The organism is Sphingobacterium sp. UT-1RO-CII-1, assembly GCF_026711005.1.
In the GTDB taxonomy this organism is placed as follows: Bacteria; Bacteroidota; Bacteroidia; order Sphingobacteriales; family Sphingobacteriaceae; genus Sphingobacterium.
The window spans coordinates 722414-740145 of the sequence record NZ_JAPPVJ010000001.1; the positions used below are offsets into that span (position 1 = coordinate 722414).

General features: G+C 39.4%; 13 protein-coding genes. 5 read left to right on the plus strand and 8 right to left on the minus strand.

What is annotated here, in order from left to right:
• Nucleotides 1–378: 378 nt before the first annotated feature.
• The 4 genes from ORI89_RS02945 to ORI89_RS02960 all read left to right on the plus strand — a co-directional run bounded on the left by ORI89_RS02945 (nt 379) and on the right by ORI89_RS02960 (nt 7230).
• Nucleotides 379–2208 carry an alpha-L-fucosidase gene (locus ORI89_RS02945; RefSeq protein WP_268228932.1) on the plus strand — a complete coding sequence of 610 codons (1830 nt, stop codon included), beginning with the start codon at nt 379–381 and terminating at the stop codon, nt 2206–2208.
• A 515-nt stretch (nt 2209–2723) separates the two neighbouring features.
• Nucleotides 2724–2915 carry a hypothetical protein gene (locus ORI89_RS02950; RefSeq protein WP_268228933.1) on the plus strand — a complete coding sequence of 64 codons (192 nt, stop codon included), beginning with the start codon at nt 2724–2726 and terminating at the stop codon, nt 2913–2915.
• Between the two features lie 10 nt (nt 2916–2925).
• Nucleotides 2926–4920, plus strand: coding sequence for a hypothetical protein (locus tag ORI89_RS02955; RefSeq protein WP_268228934.1), 1995 nt, complete (start codon nt 2926–2928; stop codon nt 4918–4920).
• 309 nt (nt 4921–5229) lie between these two features.
• Complete coding sequence (locus tag ORI89_RS02960; protein ID WP_268228935.1) at nt 5230–7230, plus strand: hypothetical protein; 2001 nt, start codon at nt 5230–5232, stop codon at nt 7228–7230.
• 110 nt (nt 7231–7340) lie between these two features.
• Here the strand turns inward: ORI89_RS02960 and ORI89_RS02965 are convergent, their stop codons facing one another.
• The 3 genes from ORI89_RS02965 to ORI89_RS02975 form a co-directional block, all read right to left on the minus strand.
• The gene (locus ORI89_RS02965; protein WP_268228936.1) at nt 7341–9077 is read right to left on the minus strand and encodes a hypothetical protein; all 1737 of its coding nucleotides are present in this window, start codon (nt 9075–9077) and stop codon (nt 7341–7343) included.
• A gap of 35 nt (nt 9078–9112) precedes the next feature.
• Nucleotides 9113–9295: a hypothetical protein gene (locus ORI89_RS02970; protein WP_268228937.1), complete on the minus strand. Its 183-nt coding sequence runs from the start codon at nt 9293–9295 to the stop codon at nt 9113–9115.
• Between the two features lie 462 nt (nt 9296–9757).
• On the minus strand, nt 9758–11056 hold the full coding sequence (locus tag ORI89_RS02975; RefSeq protein WP_268228938.1) for a cryptochrome/photolyase family protein: 1299 nt from the start codon (nt 11054–11056) through the stop codon (nt 9758–9760).
• Between the two features lie 511 nt (nt 11057–11567).
• Between ORI89_RS02975 and ORI89_RS02980 the strand changes: the two genes are divergently transcribed.
• Nucleotides 11568–13700, plus strand: coding sequence for an ATP-binding response regulator (locus ORI89_RS02980; protein ID WP_268228939.1), 2133 nt, complete (start codon nt 11568–11570; stop codon nt 13698–13700).
• A 65-nt stretch (nt 13701–13765) separates the two neighbouring features.
• Here ORI89_RS02980 and ORI89_RS02985 read toward each other — a convergent pair whose 3' ends face one another.
• The 5 genes from ORI89_RS02985 to hflX form a co-directional block, all read right to left on the minus strand.
• Nucleotides 13766–14533 carry an exodeoxyribonuclease III gene (locus tag ORI89_RS02985; RefSeq protein ID WP_268228940.1) on the minus strand — a complete coding sequence of 256 codons (768 nt, stop codon included), beginning with the start codon at nt 14531–14533 and terminating at the stop codon, nt 13766–13768.
• Nucleotides 14534–15301, minus strand: coding sequence for a peptidylprolyl isomerase (locus ORI89_RS02990; protein ID WP_268228941.1), 768 nt, complete (start codon nt 15299–15301; stop codon nt 14534–14536).
• Between the two features lie 2 nt (nt 15302–15303).
• Nucleotides 15304–15657 carry a hypothetical protein gene (locus ORI89_RS02995; protein ID WP_268228942.1) on the minus strand — a complete coding sequence of 118 codons (354 nt, stop codon included), beginning with the start codon at nt 15655–15657 and terminating at the stop codon, nt 15304–15306.
• Between the two features lie 69 nt (nt 15658–15726).
• A complete protein-coding gene (gene lipB / locus ORI89_RS03000; protein WP_268228943.1) occupies nt 15727–16449 on the minus strand; it encodes a lipoyl(octanoyl) transferase LipB in 723 nt (240 codons plus the stop codon).
• 50 nt (nt 16450–16499) lie between these two features.
• Complete coding sequence (gene hflX / locus ORI89_RS03005) at nt 16500–17690, minus strand: GTPase HflX (protein ID WP_268228944.1); 1191 nt, start codon at nt 17688–17690, stop codon at nt 16500–16502.
• Between the last annotated feature and the right edge of the window lie 42 nt (nt 17691–17732).

The following is a 17732-nucleotide window of genomic DNA, read 5'->3' on the forward strand; positions in this document are numbered from 1 at the left end:
GTAGCACAAAACATACAAACCTACTTATTTTATTTATTTAACGTCTTGTTCTTCGTAAACCAATCGTAAAAATGCACTACAGAATCTACTTAAAGCAATAACTCATTGTGTAAAAAATAAAAAGTTAATAAAATACTAAGGGGTGCGCAACCATACTACCACTGACCTGATTTTGCAACTATTTTTCCACTTATCTCTTTAACTTTACATAGAGACACGCATCCCACATACAGCCAAACAGGGTTTTGCTCGGACTCTGATATCAACAACTGATATATGCAAGAACAACTAAAAACCCAAATCTTTCATTAACCAAAGCTGTTTTGTGAAAGATTTTACTAAATTCACCTCGATATATAAAATTCAACATAAACATAAATGAACATTATAAAGAAAATCAGCCTAATCGGTATTCTTGCCGCAACCAGCCTTTCAACAAAAGCTCAAGAAGCCTCTCTCCCTTATGAAGGGGTGGCCGGGTGGGAAGAAACAAAAGACAAACGCATGGAGTGGTTCAGAGAAGCTCGATTTGGCATGTTTATACACTGGGGCTTGTATAGTGCAGCAGCAGGCAGTTGGGACGGCAAACAATACCCCCAACATTATGCGGAATGGATACAAGCATGGGCCAAAGTACCCAGCAAGCCATATGCAGAGGTTTTAAAGCCAAAGTTTACCGCTTCAAAATTTAATGCCGACGAATGGGCTAAGTTGGCTGATGATGCTGGTATGAAATATATGATTATTACATCCCGCCACCATGAAGGATTTTCAATTTTTAATAGCAAGCAGCCTTTTGCACTAAACAATGACATCACAGGCGGGACGAACATCTCTCCGGACGGCAGAGACCTATACGGAGAAATAATAACTGCCTTTCATAAAAAAGGGCTTAAAGCAGGCGCTTACTACTCGCTGTTAGACTGGCAGCACCCTGATTCGTACGAAGGAGTAAGCTACCTCAACTCAAACCCGACGGGGTACCAGCCAAATCATGAAAGCTATAAGAACTTTTTGTACGAGCAGGTTAAAGAACTGGCAACCAATTATGATGCTTTAGATGTTTTGTGGCTAGACTTTAGCAGCAAAAAACATCAAGGAGAGAGCTGGGGAACAAAGCGGATTCTGAAGGATCTCATCAAATGGCAGCCCAATATACTCGTTAATAATAGATTTTGGGACGGACTGGAAAATAAAAACGGAGATATAGGAACACCAGAAAAGTATATTCCACCAACTGGTCTGCCAGGAATGGACTGGGAAGTGAGCCACACGATGAACGAAAGTTACGGTTACAGTGCCCATGATAAGAATTGGAAGTCTTTTGATAAAACAATGCGACTTTTTATAGAAACAGTAAGTAAAGGTGGTAACTTTTTACTGAACGTAGGGCCCGACGCAGAAGGCGCAATACCAGACGAAGCAAAAAAACTACTGAAAGATATTGGTACATGGATGAGCGTTAATTCGGAAGCGATATACGGCACAACAGCCAGTCCGTTTCAAACAGTAGACTGGGGCTATTCGACACAAAAGAAAGGAAAACTGTATTTTCATGTATTTGACATACCCGCTGACGGCAACATAACAGTACCTTTATCAAGCGCTATTAAACAGGCTCATATCCTAGGAGCCCCTAAACAGAAGCTACAAATAGACAGTGATTTGGCGGGAAAGATAATTCAGCTACCAGAGGGATTTGGCGGACAAATGCCTTTGGTAATCGTTGCGGATATTGAAGGTGAGCCACAAGTTATACAAAGCCAAGTGCAGAGCCAGAAAGACGGACGCATTGTGCTAACAGCAAACAATGCGCAGCTAGTAGGCAACAACGGGATAAAACTGATTGGCGCAACCACACATAACCCTAACAGGCCCAACGCAGTAGGCTCATGGACAAACAAGAACGATCATGTAATATGGGATATCAAGATTCAAAGACCAGGGCAATATGAAGTAATACTAAATTACCTCCCTAATGAAAAACATACAGGAACGATAACTATTAAAATGGGATCGCAGACACTAAATCAAGTTTTTTCAACCGAAACAGGAAATAGTTTTACAGACAAAAAAGTGGGGTATTTTGAAGTCACGCAACAGGATATAGGTGACGCTGCGCTACAGATACAATTGCATGCTGACAACATTCAGGGTGAAGCACTCCCAGAAATCAGCTCAATAACACTAATCCCTGTGAGTAAGTAACCTATTATAAAAACAGATTAAACCAGGAGCCCGGCATGCATATGTCGGGCTTTTTTTGTTTATCTAGATTTGAAGGGAGACTGTTTAAAGCTTTACAAAAAGATATTATAATATTTAAATAAAAGATAAATATTAGCTTTTAATAAAAAAACAGACGTAATTCTTTGATTTATCACACAATACCTCTTCAGTAAACAACTAATACATACTCAAAAGCAAGCCAGAACTACATAAAGGAACGAGAGCTACAAGTAAAAACAGAGAAAAAATCAAACTCACACATTACAAAAAGAGAGTTGAGTGTTTTTGAGTAGAAAAAAACACCTGCACACACACAGTCAGGAATAGTACTTGTTTAAATTTCCCTGTCTGGAATTGAATATAATGAAAACAATTATTAATGAGAATATTAACAAATTTCACAGATACACAACGAGCATTGAAAGAGAGATAATGCTATTCGTATGGAAGAATACATCCTCGACTCCTAAAAATTCAGTAAAAAATAATTGAAAATGAATACAAAAAAAACAAGAATAAAATATCAGCCTCCCTCTTTAAAAAAAACGGAAATAGAATTGGAGTATAGCATAGCAGCTTCATCAACAACTGTTAGTCCAGGAGGAGGGGGAAGTAACAACCATCAGCCTTGGATAACAGAAGAAGAGGTGGAAACCATTGAGAAAGACTGGATTTTTGAAGACTAATTCATCGAGTATGAACAAGATAAATACAATTGTTAAAAAAACGGGATTTAGATTGCGAATTTCTTTTATTATAAGCATACTAGGGGCTATTACTTTCTTATCCTGCTCCAAAGAGGATAAGAAAGTAATACTACCGGACGGATCGACCAAAATAAGCGTAAGCATTGGTAGCATAACTAGTGAAGATGTGACGACACCTAAGGGCAAAAGCATGTCAGCTAGTACTTTCATGAAGACTGGAGAAACGATCTTAAAAAAAGAAGTGGTTAAACGAGGAGAGGATATAGAAATAGATATCACAACAGCAATAGGAAAAGATCTTTCATTTGGCGAAAACACACCTTATAGGGCAATAAATAGGGCAAATAGACCTGCTATTGCAAAACAAATGAGCAGATCGGGTATTGCGCCTTTAGCTGCGGACATACCAATGGAGGTGGGCGTGAAATATTGGCTGGTGCTCTATAACAAAGCAAGCCAACAGTTTGAACACTCTTTACAAGCTACATCGGGGACTAAAGTTGAATTGGACGTGGTAAAAAACCAGGAGTACGAATGGTATGCGTACTCCTATGATAGTGAAGACAATATTCCCCCTTTAAATGCCAATAACCCAGAAATTGAAACGAAAATTGACAAACCGTTTTTATACGCCAGAGGTACAATAACGGCTACTGAAACGGGAAGTACACCGCTAGTGATTGTTTTCAAACACCAACTGCAACAGGTAAAAATACGCATAGACACACGCGGTGTGTTTGGTAATATTACGTCGTTATTAGCAAAATTTGCCCAAAACACCAACATAAAGACCACTGCCTTCAATATTAAAACCGGTAATATGACGGGCTCCCTTAATACGGCGCCAATAAGTAATTTAATATTTACAAATGTAGAATCAGACTCTGACCGTCAGCTGGAAGCCCGCTACTATACAGCTGAGCTTTCTAACCGGACTTATACCATTGATGTTGACCAACTAGCGGTGATATTACCAAACGGCGCCTCCGAAAGCTTACCAGTACAGGACCTGAGCGTTCAGGAGAGAACATTTTCATTTACTACGGGTGGTAAAGGGAAAGTACATTATGTCAAAGTCGAAGTCTATAAAGTAATACCTACAAAAAAAATATTGCACATTGAGGGGAACTCTGTTTATAGCTATGCGGCCTCTAACCCAGCGAAAGCCTCGGGCGCATTTTTAAGGGATGTTAGAAATTTCAGTTCTGTAAGCCCCTATGTACGCGTAAGAGGATTTGAACATGATGTACAAACATCAGGAGCAAATAAATTAAGAAATGCCCTAGCCAATCCGGCAACTTGGCCGGACATCATTATAGCAGGAATGTTTTCTGGCTTTACGCAAGCTGACTATGACATCTTAGAGTTATATGTAAGAAGAGGAGGCGTTGTGTTTTTAATGATAGAAAACGCAAACCTGGGCCGCCCAGAAGTATTCTTCCAAAGAATATTTAACTCACAAGCAGTGACCATGAAGCTTTATGATATAAGTGGTTCTATTTACAAGTTAAACAACGTGGACTCGGATGTTTTAGGATGGCCATTTGACGATACACGCGGAAAATATTGGGGACAGGATGGTTCGTCAACCTTTTATATTGAGAATATACCTGCAGGTGAAAAAGAGAATATTTTTATTTATAGCGAATCTTCCGTAAATAGGAACAACCAACAGCCAGGAAGCGTGTCGATGTTCCGCCATAAAACGTTTAATTTGTTTTATGTTGGCGACACGGGGTTTTTATCAAATGAAAAACAATGGGGGCAGTATACTAGCTATACAATTGAGCCTTATGCAACCAATGAACAGAACTTTCCAGTTCCGCATACGGCATATGGACGCGCAGCCCAATCAAACTCGCCAGAAGCAGGCACTCCTGATCGAGGATGGCACGTGCACAACTCGGCCATATTCGGCAATGTGTTTGCCTATTTAATTGCACAGGCACATTATATGGAGCTCGATAGGTCACCCATTCAATAGTAAGATTACAACTATATAAAACATGAAAACAGCGAAACTGATATCAGCTTCGCTGTTTTCATGTTTTATTAGTATGTACAGAAAAATGATAATAATATAAATACTGCTTTGAAGCGAAACGCAAAGCCTTAAACAAGAAAGTTATTAGGATAATAAGTGAACTTTTCTTATTATTATTTTACTAACCATATAGCAATAAAAGACACCTAAAAAACCATAAAATAACTTGACAAAATAAATATAGACCCATACAAAAGATAAGACACCTAAAAAAAACAAAAATTGGACATGAGTAAAACATATGTAAATATGAAAAGAAAAGCATCTAGGATGCTCCGTTTTTTGACGATAGTAGCAACAACTATTATCGTATTTTCTGCCTGCTCTAAAGAAAAAAATGATGCAGAAAGCTACAAAGACTCTGTAACATTAACAATCAGTGTAGCAGGCATGCAAGCCATAGAACCCACAGGGAGGCTTGACAAAGTAAAAAACATGTCTACTGCGCTGCATACTGCTAAAAACAACAACACGCCCCACCGCAAATTACTAAAGAAAGGCGATGTAGAAATGAGTTTTTCTGCAATAGAAGAATATGACCTGTCTCTTGGTAAAAGCAGCTCATCAATATCTTTAAGTAGAGTAAAACAAGCCAGTGTATATAAAATGGCAAGCAACACGTCTCTCCCCCGTTTTGCTGCAGCCGATCCGATTCCGATGAAAACGGGGGTAAAATATCGCTTTGTGCTCCGCAACCAATCGACCCAGGCTTTCGAACAAGATGTGCAAGCAATATCAGGAACAGAGCTACAACTGGATATTGTAAAAGACCAGAACTACGATTGGTATGCCTATTCGTACGACAATGAGGAAGATATTCCTGCGCTGCATACAAACAATCCACAAATACAGACTTACATAGACAAGCCGCTACTCTATGCAACAGGGGTAGTCAAAGCGACCTCTAGTGGCAACAACGCTGTGAAGATCAGTTTTGAACATCAGCTGAAGCAGATTCAAGTGCAAATCGACACACGAGGTATATTTGGAGATATCACTAACCATGCTGCAGAATTTGCAGAGGATAGCTATGTAAAAACGGGATCCTTTAACATTACTAGCCGTGCCATCACAGGGCTCGCCAAAGTGCCTACGACGACTTTAACTCTCGAGGATGTGGTGGAGGGCTCGAGTCGAGCAAAAAGCACGTCTTTTTACAGTGCCGATCTAAACCAGAACAGCTACACCGTCAAGTTTACCACGCTAACCGTAACCCTTCCTAGCGGTAGCCCGATGGATATTCTGCAAGCTTTTCCTGAAGGCCGAGAGGAAACTTTTGATTTTGCTTCTGACAGCAAAGGAAAGATACACTCGGCACAGATTGACGTATGGCGGCATATAACTCAAAAACGGGTATTACATTTCGAATCAGACGCCCTTAATGGCACTACAGCATCAAATGCCAACCGCGCATCTGGAGCATTCTTTTTTAGAAACACCACCAATTTCGGCCCCGACGTAAACAGTCATATGCGCACCGAACCCATTGTGCACGAAGTGATTGACAGAATATCTTCGGAAACTTTATACGATCGACTAGAAGGCCGCAATGCGACAGGAGTAGATCCTGATATTATCATACTAAGCCCTACAGGCAGTTTCAACGCTAAGGATTACGGCGCTTTAGCAAGGTATATCAACCGTAAAGGGGCTGTATTGTTTATGGTGAGCACCGATGGTGGCCGTACCTTAGAAGAATCCTTTTTTCCGCTTATATTTCCCAACAGCCCCAATCTATCTTTAAATAAATATAGTGAACCTGGAGGAATGTTTATGCTCAAAGACGTAGACCCTAATATTCTAACATGGCCCTTTGGCGACGTCCGCGGTAAATATCGAGGGGGGCATAATGCGGGCAACTTATACTTAGATGATCTTTCGGCGACCGACCTCGCAGATATCGAAGTATATACCGTTGGGACCAACAACTATCAAGAGCACCGATTGAACAGTATATCCATGTTCCGACATAAGAAGCTAAATTTCTTTTATGTAGGCGACGAAGGCTTTTTAGCCAACCATATGACAACGGTCACTGCCGCTGGTCCTAGCAACACAGCGGCACCCTTTACCATTGACGACAATTATTACCCCATAGAAAGAAAACATTACGGGCGTTCGCCACTAACAGGGGCTGTAGAGCCAAACAGAGATGGACTCACTTGGCATGCGCAAAACTCCATACTATTTGGCAATATCATTTCCTGGTTGCTCATGCAGTCGCAAGTGGACGGAGTAAATACACCTTAAAACATAAACCATTAAAAAAGCCTGGGCTTAAGAAACCCAGGCTTTACTTTACTTATCAAAAAATCTCTTAAACCTACTTGCGAACACGATAAATAGGCACATATAAATAATTAGTCATTCCTGACGCATCGAACGTTCTTGAAGCCACCATTTAATAAACTTATACCTAATATTGTGACCTCATTAAGTATTTTAGTATTATAGTTAACTCTGGGGACCGTACCACCAATGAGCTGCCACTCATAACTTCCTCTTAAATGATGTGAGCCCAAATCAAGCAACCAGCCTAGGTCTAAAAATTTATCTGTAGACCATATTTCGAAGCGTGTACCTTTATTTCTATATACAGGCCAGCCTAAACCTCCAAGAGGGCCTAAATCTAAAAGCTGCTCCCACTGACCATTAAATTTAAATGTTAGCTTTGCGTCTGGGTAAAGTGTACTTGTGGAAGGCACATCTAAATCATACATCATCTTCTGATCATTAGCGGCATTACTATTCGAGTAAGTTGCATTTACCATACTTTGTATCTCCTGAGGTGTAGGGTAACGCCATAATTTTTCAGGATAAACTAACATGCAAGGGTCTCCACCTTGACGATTCGTGTTTTCACTGGCAGGAAGCACATCTTTAAAACCGAAAAAACTATTTTGATTGTCCGTTAACCTGTTCATATGCCCATACCTGTAAGGATTATGCCCCGCTTGATAATACAGATTTGACCTAGCCCATCTTATACCCTGAACTGTCAAAGCGGACTCGACTAAATCAATCTTAGCAGCAACAGATTGCCCCAATGCCCCAGCAGGAAGTTTAGCAAATGTATAAGTGACAGGCGCTGTAAACTCGCGTGTCAGACCAGGCTCGTCTAACTGAATTTTGAACCGTTTTAAATTCACCTTAAAATTATTTATATCAGCCGTTCTTGTGGTATAGAAATAGAATGCCCGGCGGTCGCCATAGCTATGGCCTTCAATTGCTTTATGTGCCGTATGTGTTCGCTGACCAGTGATTATTTGACTATCTGTAACAGCCCCGGACCAAACCGTCATGGTGCCTTTCCTAAAATAATCGTCTGCGAGCTCTATTTCGGCAGTCATTAAATCAGCAAACATTCCCATCGTATTCAGCTCAACCATAATGCGGCGTAATTTATGTTTAAATACAATACCAAGAGGCATTACAATTGCTGCAGAAGGGTTAGCAGGATTACTGACTGTAACCTCGCCAGCAGCATGTAGCAAATCTACACCTTCACCAGTAGGGATAGTTGCATTGGACAAGTTAGAAGATGATGGTGCCGGCACAACTTCATCATTATTGTAAGAATAAGCCACCCACTCGTAAGTCTGCCCTTTTACAACGTCTATCTTAAAATCTGTACCAGCGGTCATCCCTCCATTATAAACAACCTGACCGTTATCTTTCTGTCTTAATATCAGATGGTACTTTACACCCTGTACCATGGGCTTTGTAGCTGCGTTCAACAAATTGGAAGGCTTAACAGCCCCAGCGGAAGCCTGTTTTGAAAGTTGAAATGGATTATCCTCTCCACTTCCGCTTGCCTCTACCGATAATACGGCATCAAAATCTGTATGGGTCACTAGTTCGACCTCTGAAAAGTTGTCAGCATGACTGGCATTACTTGTTTTCATTCCTGATAGTCCGGCAATTTTACCTATTTTAGCTCGTAACATACCATCTTCTATACCCGCTACAGAAACGGCAAGAATAGCATTTCCAGCAATATCGCCCACACCACTATCAGTATCCTTCGAGCAGCTATGAAAAAATAAAACAACAACCCCTAACAATAAGCAACTTTTATAAATAGATGTGAAATACATATCTTCTCAAAATTAATCTGTTATGAAATATTTTATTAATAATCTCCACGCTGTGTCCCACCGTCAATCTCATCACCCCATAACTCAACTCCTGGTGTATGCAGACTATTGTTATTTTCACCTCCTGTGACCTGCGCCGAACTGGCAGCAATGCTCTCTTCAAGCTTTACGTATTGCACCTCAACTGAAGGGGCAACATATATTTTCTTCTCATTCATAATTAACTATTTTGATAAGCCTGCTTACAAACTCTATTTTTCTTTACTTAGGATATTTTGCTCAGTTATACACACAAAAGATAAACGAAAACATTTGCTCAGAAACTGCAGTAAAAACACTGCTATCTCAAAATTCAATTAGGCTGTTTAAGTATTATGATGCCTTTACAATTTCGGGTACAAGACCATAATATATCCCATACGCAAAGTTAAATAGAGGGTATAACAGGAGCGATAAAAAATATACTCATCCTTACTTATGCTGGTGTTTTCAGAATATTATTGAAAATAAAATGAATAAATCAGAATAAAATTCTGTCAAAACAAAACGACAACATCACAAAATAATATGACTTCGGTCACAAAAGGCTACATCAAGGTATATAAAAAAGAGAAACAAGTATTAGCAGAGACAAGTTTTGAGTGCATTCGAGTATGTTAAGTATTCAACTTATCATAGGCTTACCCTTCGTGAAGCGCAAGTTTATAAACGCGTAAAGCCCGCTCCCGAGCCCATGAGTGATCTACAATTGGAGCGATAGGGTTTGTATAAGCAGTCGGGTTCCAACGCTTGATATACTCCTGATGAGGGTCAAATTTTCGACTCTGCTCGCTCGGATTAAAGACTCGAAAATAAGGCACAGCATCGCAACCACATCCTGCCGCCCACTGCCAATTGCCATTGTTTAAAGCCAAATCGTAATCATTAAGCTTTTGAGCAAAATAAGCTTCGCCCCAGCGCCAGTCAATCAGTAAATGCTTGGTTAAGAAACTCGCTACAACCATGCGTACCCGATTATGCATAAAACCGGTTTGGTTTAGTTGGTTCATTCCAGCGTCGACCAGAGGATAGCCCGTATTGCCAGAGCACCAAAGTTGAAATTCATCTTCATTATTCTGCCAAGGAATATTTTCGTATTTCGCTTTGAAGCAATGTTGCTGAACCAAAGGATAATGATACAATATTTGCATAAAAAACTCTCGCCAGATCAATTGGTTCAACCAGGTTTCGCTATGCAACGTAGCAAAGGCAACAGCCTCTCTAACCGAGAGCGTACCGAAACGGAGCGCTATACCTAAACCACTCCCAGCATCAAGACTGGGATAGTCGCGCTTTAAAGCATATTCCTTGACCAAATGGGAGTCGAGAACGGGCTTGGAGTATTTTATACGAGTAGGTGTAAAACCAATGGCAGACAAAGTGGGAAGCGCTATAGGTTCTAGACGCTTCAAGCTATTATAATGCGGCTGTACAGCTGCATAATCTTGTGCAGAAAGCAATGACTTCCATTTACGACTGTAAGGTGTAAAAACAGTATAAGGGCTACCGTCTTGCTTTACGACTTCAGCCTTATCAAAAATCACGTGATCTTTAAACGAATAAAAAGGAATACTATGCTTTTGTAATAAAGCAACAACCGCCGCATCCCGCCTGATAGCCGCAGGTTCATAATCGGTATTACAGTATACCGACTTCACATGATAATCAGTAAGTAGCTGCTTCCACACAATTAACGGATCGCCGATATAGACCCGCAGATCGGACCCATAAGCCTGAAGTTCTTTTTGTACAGCTTTTAAAGCTTGCAGTATATAATCGACCCGCCGATCAGCCGTATCAGCTAACTCAGAAAGAATATTAGTGTCGAATATAAAAATTGGCAACGTGCAATAACCAGAACGAAGTGCAGCTGCCAACCCCCTATTATCACGAATGCGCAGATCCCGTCGGAACCAAAACACAGAAATATTATCTACCATAAATTTTCATTAATACAACACTTAATCAAGCTAATTTACATGGTAAAAAACGATTATCATATTTTATTATTAATCAACAAAAACACTTCGCGATAATAATGTACGTCTCGCAACATTAGGTTTAACAGCACCCTTAATTCTATTCGAACAATAACACTACTTTAAAAGTAAAGAAAATATACCATATAATAAGACTGTCAATTACTTATAGTAAAAAATTTACAAAACACACCTGATTAAGCATAAGCTTTTGTGTATCTTTGGGCACGTTTTTAGCCTATTTTCAAGAACTAAACTGTTTTTATATCGGATAACAACATTTATATCTACTCTTTAAATATTCGACAAGTATGCACTATTATCCAATAAGAGCATGAGGACCGCATAAAGGAAGTACATAGTTTATATTATGTGACATGCGTCATATGAATATTCAAAATAAACAGGCATCATTGGATTTAAATAAAACATAATTGGTATACATGCCAATAGTAACACTAAATATAAAATAGTGAAAAAAGAAAAAAATACACTTTTACTACGTAGGTTTTTAATTGCAGCCGTAGTCATCTCCTTTGCTTACATAAGTATCATTTTCGTTTATCAGTTCTTAGAATATCAGAAAGTCAAAGAACAGCTAAACACGGCCTATGCTTCTGGCAAGACCAAATCATCCGCTCTGTATAAACTTTTTTCTATATACGGAGAGGCTGAAAATCAATTTCGATTGTATACTATTGATTTTGACAAAAAAAATTACATCGACTATAAATCTAAAATTGATACCATAAAGTATTTTATCGATTCAATTTCAGCCCTACCTATAGAAAACAACCCCATGGGAAGCGGTATTTCTGCGCTAGAGGAACGAGACAACTTGGCAGGGCAATATGTCGAACTGAAGAAAAGTATTGACAATTTGATTATGCTGGCAGAAGACTCTCTTGCTGTTTTCAAGCCAGAGTCGATAAGCCGAATAACAAAACCTCAATCGCCAGTTTCAGACTCCGTCATCAGTAAGATTTTAAGTGACACCTCTTTTGTAAAGGTTAATACCGACACAGTGGTGCAAAAGAAACAAGGTTTGTTCAAACGTATTTTTAATGCTAAAAATGATACACTTGTATCAAGTAATACTACAGAGGTACTAAATAGTAACCAGCTTGACGTAATACAAAAAAGTATAGAGTCTATTATCATACAAAACGAACGTACCTATATACGCACTGTCAACAACCTAAGGAACCACTTCAAAGGCTTGCAACAAAAAGAACGGGCTTTGCTGCAATCAAACTACCGCTTATTGCACGACTTACGCGCAGGTATAGACAACCTGATGGAGCTCGAACGGGCACGTATTGGTGAAGCAGAAGCCGCTGACTTAAACCTGCATAAAGAAAACGCTAAAAAATTTGGAGACCAGTTAATTATAGCACTATGTATTATGCTGTTGATGCTCCTTTTTTTACTTTATTACCAGCGTAACGCAGAATCATACGAAAGTCGCTTAAAAGAAGAAAAAGAATATGCAGCCCGTGTGGCGGAAGAGAAAACCAGCATATTGGCAAATATAAGTCACGAGGTTCGTTCGCCAATACAATCGTTGATGGGAGTAATTGATATCTTAAAAAAGAATGACAGTCAAAACGCTATAAACAAAGAGTACCTAGACTCTGTTGCGCATGAAATAACATTGATCAATAACTCTGTTACTGATATCTTAAACTTAAGCAAACTGGAAGCCGGCGCACTGGACATCAAATATGAAGATTTTGCGATACAACGGATATTGCTAGAAGTGTTCAGCCTCCATGTATATCAGGCACAAAAGAAGAAGTTACAATTCAAACATAACATAAAAATTGACCCTAAACTGTATATTCATAGTAGCCCCTTTCGCATAAAACAGATTGTATCAAATTTGATCAGTAATGCTATTAAATATACTGACAATGGAGAAGTTTTACTGACTGCGGAAATAACAAGCATAAATGGACAAGACAATTTGCTGATTTCGGTAAGCGATACCGGGAAAGGTATTTCGAACGAAGACCAAAAATATATTTTTCGCCAATATTATATGACAGACAATAAACCAAAGGTGGGTAGTTTTGGACTTGGTTTATATATCTCTAAACTTTTAGCTGAACAACTTAATGGCACAATAAGTTTAAAAAGCAGCGTGAACAAGGGTTCCACTTTTACCTTGAAAACACCAATAATAGAGAAGGCGGTAAAAGAAGATCTTGTTATCAACTATACGACTGCAGACCTACCAAAAGAATTGAATATGGTGCTTATAGATGATAATCAGATTAATATCCTCTATTTGAAACATTATTTTAAAGATCACCCCGGAGTGCGCACATTTAACAATGGAACAGAAGCGTTGGCATACATTAAGACCAACCCCGTAGATGTGGTCATTACGGATTTATTGATGCCGGATATTAATGGATGGGAGATTCTCCAACAAATAAGAGAAGACAAAAAGCACAAGGAAATACAGGTGTTTGTTTTTACAGCAGAAACTATGTTACTGGACAATAAAGGCGAACAGCAATATAAGTTTGATGCTGTACTAACCAAACCCCTAGACGAAAACGAGCTTGTTTCGCATATATTAGCCGGAACTAAAGCTTAATTAAAAACCCCTCTCTGTTTGATTAGATAGGGGTTTTTAATGATACAATCTTTTTTAGATTTTCTTTACAAATCGAGTTCTAACAAAACTGGACAGTGATCGGAATGCAGAGCAGAGGGTAACATAGAGGCTCCTTTTATTTTGCCTTCTAAAGACTTCGACACCATATTATAGTCGATACGCCAGCCTAAGTTTTTGGCTCTTGCACCCGCTCTATAGCTCCACCAGCTGTAGTGATGCGGATCAGGGTTAAGTGCTCTAAAAGAATCTATATAGCCCGACTGTATAAAATTCTCCATCCACTCCCGTTCTTCTGGTAAAAAACCAGAGCTTTTTGCATTTGTCTTGGGGTTGTGTATATCAATTGCACGGTGGCAGATATTAAAATCGCCACTAACGACCAAATTGGGCTTTTCTTGTAAAAGCTTATCACTATACTCCTGAAAATCTGCTAAAAACCGGTATTTAAAGTCTTGCCTTACATCTCCGGTAGTACCAGATGGAAAATAAGCACTAATAACCGATATGTTATCAAAATCTGCACGGATCATCCTTCCTTCAAAATCATAATCTTCATGGCCGCAACCATACTCTACATGCTTAGGCGTAATTTTTGTAAAAATAGCAGTCCCACTATATCCTTTTTTTTGTGCCGGATACCAATAGTGCTCGTATCCGAGCTCTTCCAATAAATGCAGTTCAGGCAATTGATCTGGCGTGGCTTTAATCTCCTGCAAACAAACAACATCGGGCGCTAATGCTGAAAGCCATAGCAACCAATCTTTTTTTAAAGCGGCACGTAGCCCATTGACATTATACGTAACGATTTTCATTTAATAGTACTTACTTGAAAACAGGTCAATAAATTTAGTGAACACCCCCTTTTTAGCCTTTAGGCCAGCAGCTTCACGCTCCAAGTTCAATGCTTCACGCCTTGTTAATAATGTCATAGACATTCTCACGTCTTCTATTGGCCGATCACGATCGTCTGTCTCTACAGCAGCGATAGCATCAATAAGTTGGTCTCCGACCATTAACTCGCCAAACACAGTGTAATTACCATCTAAATGTGGCACACCTCCAACAGTTTTATAGGCTTCACGCTGCTGATCGGAGAATTTCTTACCCCCCATTCTCATCTGCTCTAAAGAATCAAGCGAAGCATCTGTAAATACTTTTCCCTGAACCAAATAAAACTGTGATGCTGATGATTTTTTCTCGGGGTTATTATCCCGCGCAGCGGCTAGTGTTCCTCGTTTATGAAAAAGTCCCTCCCGAATTTCGGCGTCAACTTTATAATCAGGCCCACCTGTGCCGAGCATTTGTCCGGCTACGGCATCTTTCGAGTTAGGGTCTCCACCTTGCACCATAAAGTGCTGAATCACGCGGTGAAAAAGTAAGCTATCGTAGTAGCTTTCTTTAACAAGTTTTACAAAGTTATCCCGGTGCAAAGGTGTCTCATTATATAGGCGTAAAAGGCCTTCGCCTTTATCCGTTTTAAGTTGCACATAATAATAAAGTGGCTTCTTTGCGGCCATTAATTCGCCTGTAACTAATAGACAAATAGCAATAAGGGTTACTTTTCTTAAAAATGACATCATATTTATTCAGACAATGTATAGGTTGACTCAAAATAATCTACTATTAGGGATTTCATAATTAGCTCTTGCTCTAATAGCGTATAGTTAGGTATAGGCTTCACTAAATTCCAGTGTGGCCACCCCTCTTCATCCAGGCCGTCAAGTTCGTAAAAACCCATTGCACTAAATAATCTGCAATTGGCAATATGCATTAATTCTTCTTTCTCGCGCTTGGAGAACTTTTGAGGTCCACGCCCCAATTCTTGTACACCGATTAAAAACAGCATAACTTTTATATCGGGCAGATCCATATCAAACTCTTTCGATATGGTGCTTTGCAATACTGCCCATCGTTTATTTACTTCAGATGCTTTCATTTTTACATTTTACTGTTTTAGATTACTCAAAAAAGATCACAAAACAAGAGGGCTTAAGGAACAAATACTTTAATTCTTTATTTTTTGCGGAGCTGAGAATAACTCCATTTCAAATAAAGTAGCAATATGTTCTTTTAATCGCTGTTTGACATCTTCTATATTTAATTTGCGTCCAACTTCTACCTCTAGTGAAGTGACGTCTTTATCTTCTATACCACAAGGTACAATATTGCCAAAATAGTTTAAATCGGTGTTTACATTAAATGCAAAACCGTGCATAGTTACCCACCGAGATGCCCGCACCCCCATTGCACATATCTTTCGCGCTTTTGGAGTATCTGCTTCTAACCAAACACCTGTAAAACCAGGATAACGACCTGCTATGATGCCATAGTCTGCGCAGGTCATAATAACAGCGTCTTCTAATTTACGCAGATAGAGGTGGATATCAGTAAAAAAATTATCTAGATCCAATATAGGATACCCTACAACCTGACCTGGGCCATGATAAGTAATATCCCCTCCTCTATTTATTTTATAGAAAGTAGCTTCTTTTTCCCGAAGCCCGATCTCGTCAAGAAGAAGATATTCTTCATGCCCGCTCTTACCCAAAGTATAGACATGAGGATGTTCTGTAAAAATGAGATGATTCGGTGTGGGCTCTTGCTGCTCCTGCGAGCGATTGCGCTGCTTAACTGCCAATGTTTCGCTAAATATCGCCTCCTGCTTATCCCAGGCTTCCTGATAATCGACTAGGCCCCAATCAATGAATTGTACTTTCTTATTTTGCATTTAAATATCTCCTCCCACACGCATATATACGGCTCTACACCTTATCCTATTTAGTAGAGCAGATTATTATAAGGATATCGCTCATTATGCAGCTTGACAACGATCTCGTATAGTTTATCTTTGAGCTCTTCAACATTAATTTTATCTGTAGCTGAAATGAAAATGGCCGGATCAGAGTTTTTCGCCATCCACGAATTTTTGAAATCATCCAGAGTTACTTTCACCTCTTCTCCCTCTTCATTTTCTTCAACAGGAGGTTTATAAGCATCAATCTTATTAAACACCGTAATAATAGGCTTATCCAGAGAGTCAAGTTCCTTTAGAGTTTCATTAACGGCATTGATATGATCCTCAAAGTTAGGATGTGATATATCAACCACATGTATAAGAACATCTGCTTCACGCACTTCGTCGAGCGTAGACTTAAAACACTCGACCAGATGATGTGGTAACTTGCGAATAAAACCAACCGTGTCAGACATCAAAAAAGGAAGATTATCGATAACCACTTTTCTAACGGTGGTGTCGAGTGTAGCAAACAATTTGTTTTCAACAAAAACCTCTGATTTAGAAATCAAATTCATGATTGTTGATTTTCCTACGTTGGTGTACCCCACTAGAGATACTCGTATAAACTCGCCCCTATTTCTACGTTGTGTTTCGTTTTGCCTATCAATGGCTTTCAATCGTGCTTTTAACAAGGATATCTTATCCAAAATCATCCTTCTATCCGACTCTATTTGTGTCTCTCCCGGGCCACGCATACCGATACCTCCGCGTTGACGCTCTAAGTGAGTCCACATTCGTGTCAAACGAGGCAATACATACTGTAATTGCGCAAGTTCGACCTGCGTTTTTGCCTGTGCTGTCTTAGCATGTTGCGCAAAAATGTCCAAGATTAAGTTAGATCGATCTAAAATTTTAACCTCAAGCTCTTTCTCAATATTTCTTAACTGAGAAGGAGTCAGCTCGTCATCAAAAACAACCATATCAATCTCTTCTGCAATAACATGTGCTTTGATTTCCTCCAGCTTACCACTCCCGACAAATGTCGCACGATCCGGGGTAGCCAACTTCTGTGTATAAATAGCTTTGGTTTCTGCCCCTGCAGTTTCTACCAAAAACTGTAATTCTTCCAGATATTCACGTTCCTTCTCTTCTGTAGTGTGCTGTGTAATGACCCCAACTAAAAGAGCGGTTTCCTGCTTTAATGCTGTATCGTATATTTTTGGTATCGCCATCTATTGTTTTATTTTTTATGTATCTGCCTTTAAAAGCACAAC

Coding starts and splice junctions, on each gene's coding strand:
- ORI89_RS02965 (WP_268228936.1), bottom strand. CDS start 9,077: ATGTATTTCACATCTATTTATAAAAGTTGCTTATTGTTAGGGGTTGTT.
- lipB (WP_268228943.1), bottom strand. CDS start 16,449: ATGCAAAATAAGAAAGTACAATTCATTGATTGGGGCCTAGTCGATTAT.
- ORI89_RS02955 (WP_268228934.1), top strand. CDS start 2,926: ATGAACAAGATAAATACAATTGTTAAAAAAACGGGATTTAGATTGCGA.
- ORI89_RS02945 (WP_268228932.1), top strand. CDS start 379: ATGAACATTATAAAGAAAATCAGCCTAATCGGTATTCTTGCCGCAACC.
- ORI89_RS02975 (WP_268228938.1), bottom strand. CDS start 11,056: ATGGTAGATAATATTTCTGTGTTTTGGTTCCGACGGGATCTGCGCATT.
- ORI89_RS02960 (WP_268228935.1), top strand. CDS start 5,230: ATGAAAAGAAAAGCATCTAGGATGCTCCGTTTTTTGACGATAGTAGCA.
- ORI89_RS02950 (WP_268228933.1), top strand. CDS start 2,724: ATGAATACAAAAAAAACAAGAATAAAATATCAGCCTCCCTCTTTAAAA.
- ORI89_RS02970 (WP_268228937.1), bottom strand. CDS start 9,295: ATGAATGAGAAGAAAATATATGTTGCCCCTTCAGTTGAGGTGCAATAC.
- ORI89_RS02985 (WP_268228940.1), bottom strand. CDS start 14,533: ATGAAAATCGTTACGTATAATGTCAATGGGCTACGTGCCGCTTTAAAA.
- ORI89_RS02990 (WP_268228941.1), bottom strand. CDS start 15,301: ATGATGTCATTTTTAAGAAAAGTAACCCTTATTGCTATTTGTCTATTA.
- ORI89_RS02995 (WP_268228942.1), bottom strand. CDS start 15,657: ATGAAAGCATCTGAAGTAAATAAACGATGGGCAGTATTGCAAAGCACC.
- hflX (WP_268228944.1), bottom strand. CDS start 17,690: ATGGCGATACCAAAAATATACGATACAGCATTAAAGCAGGAAACCGCT.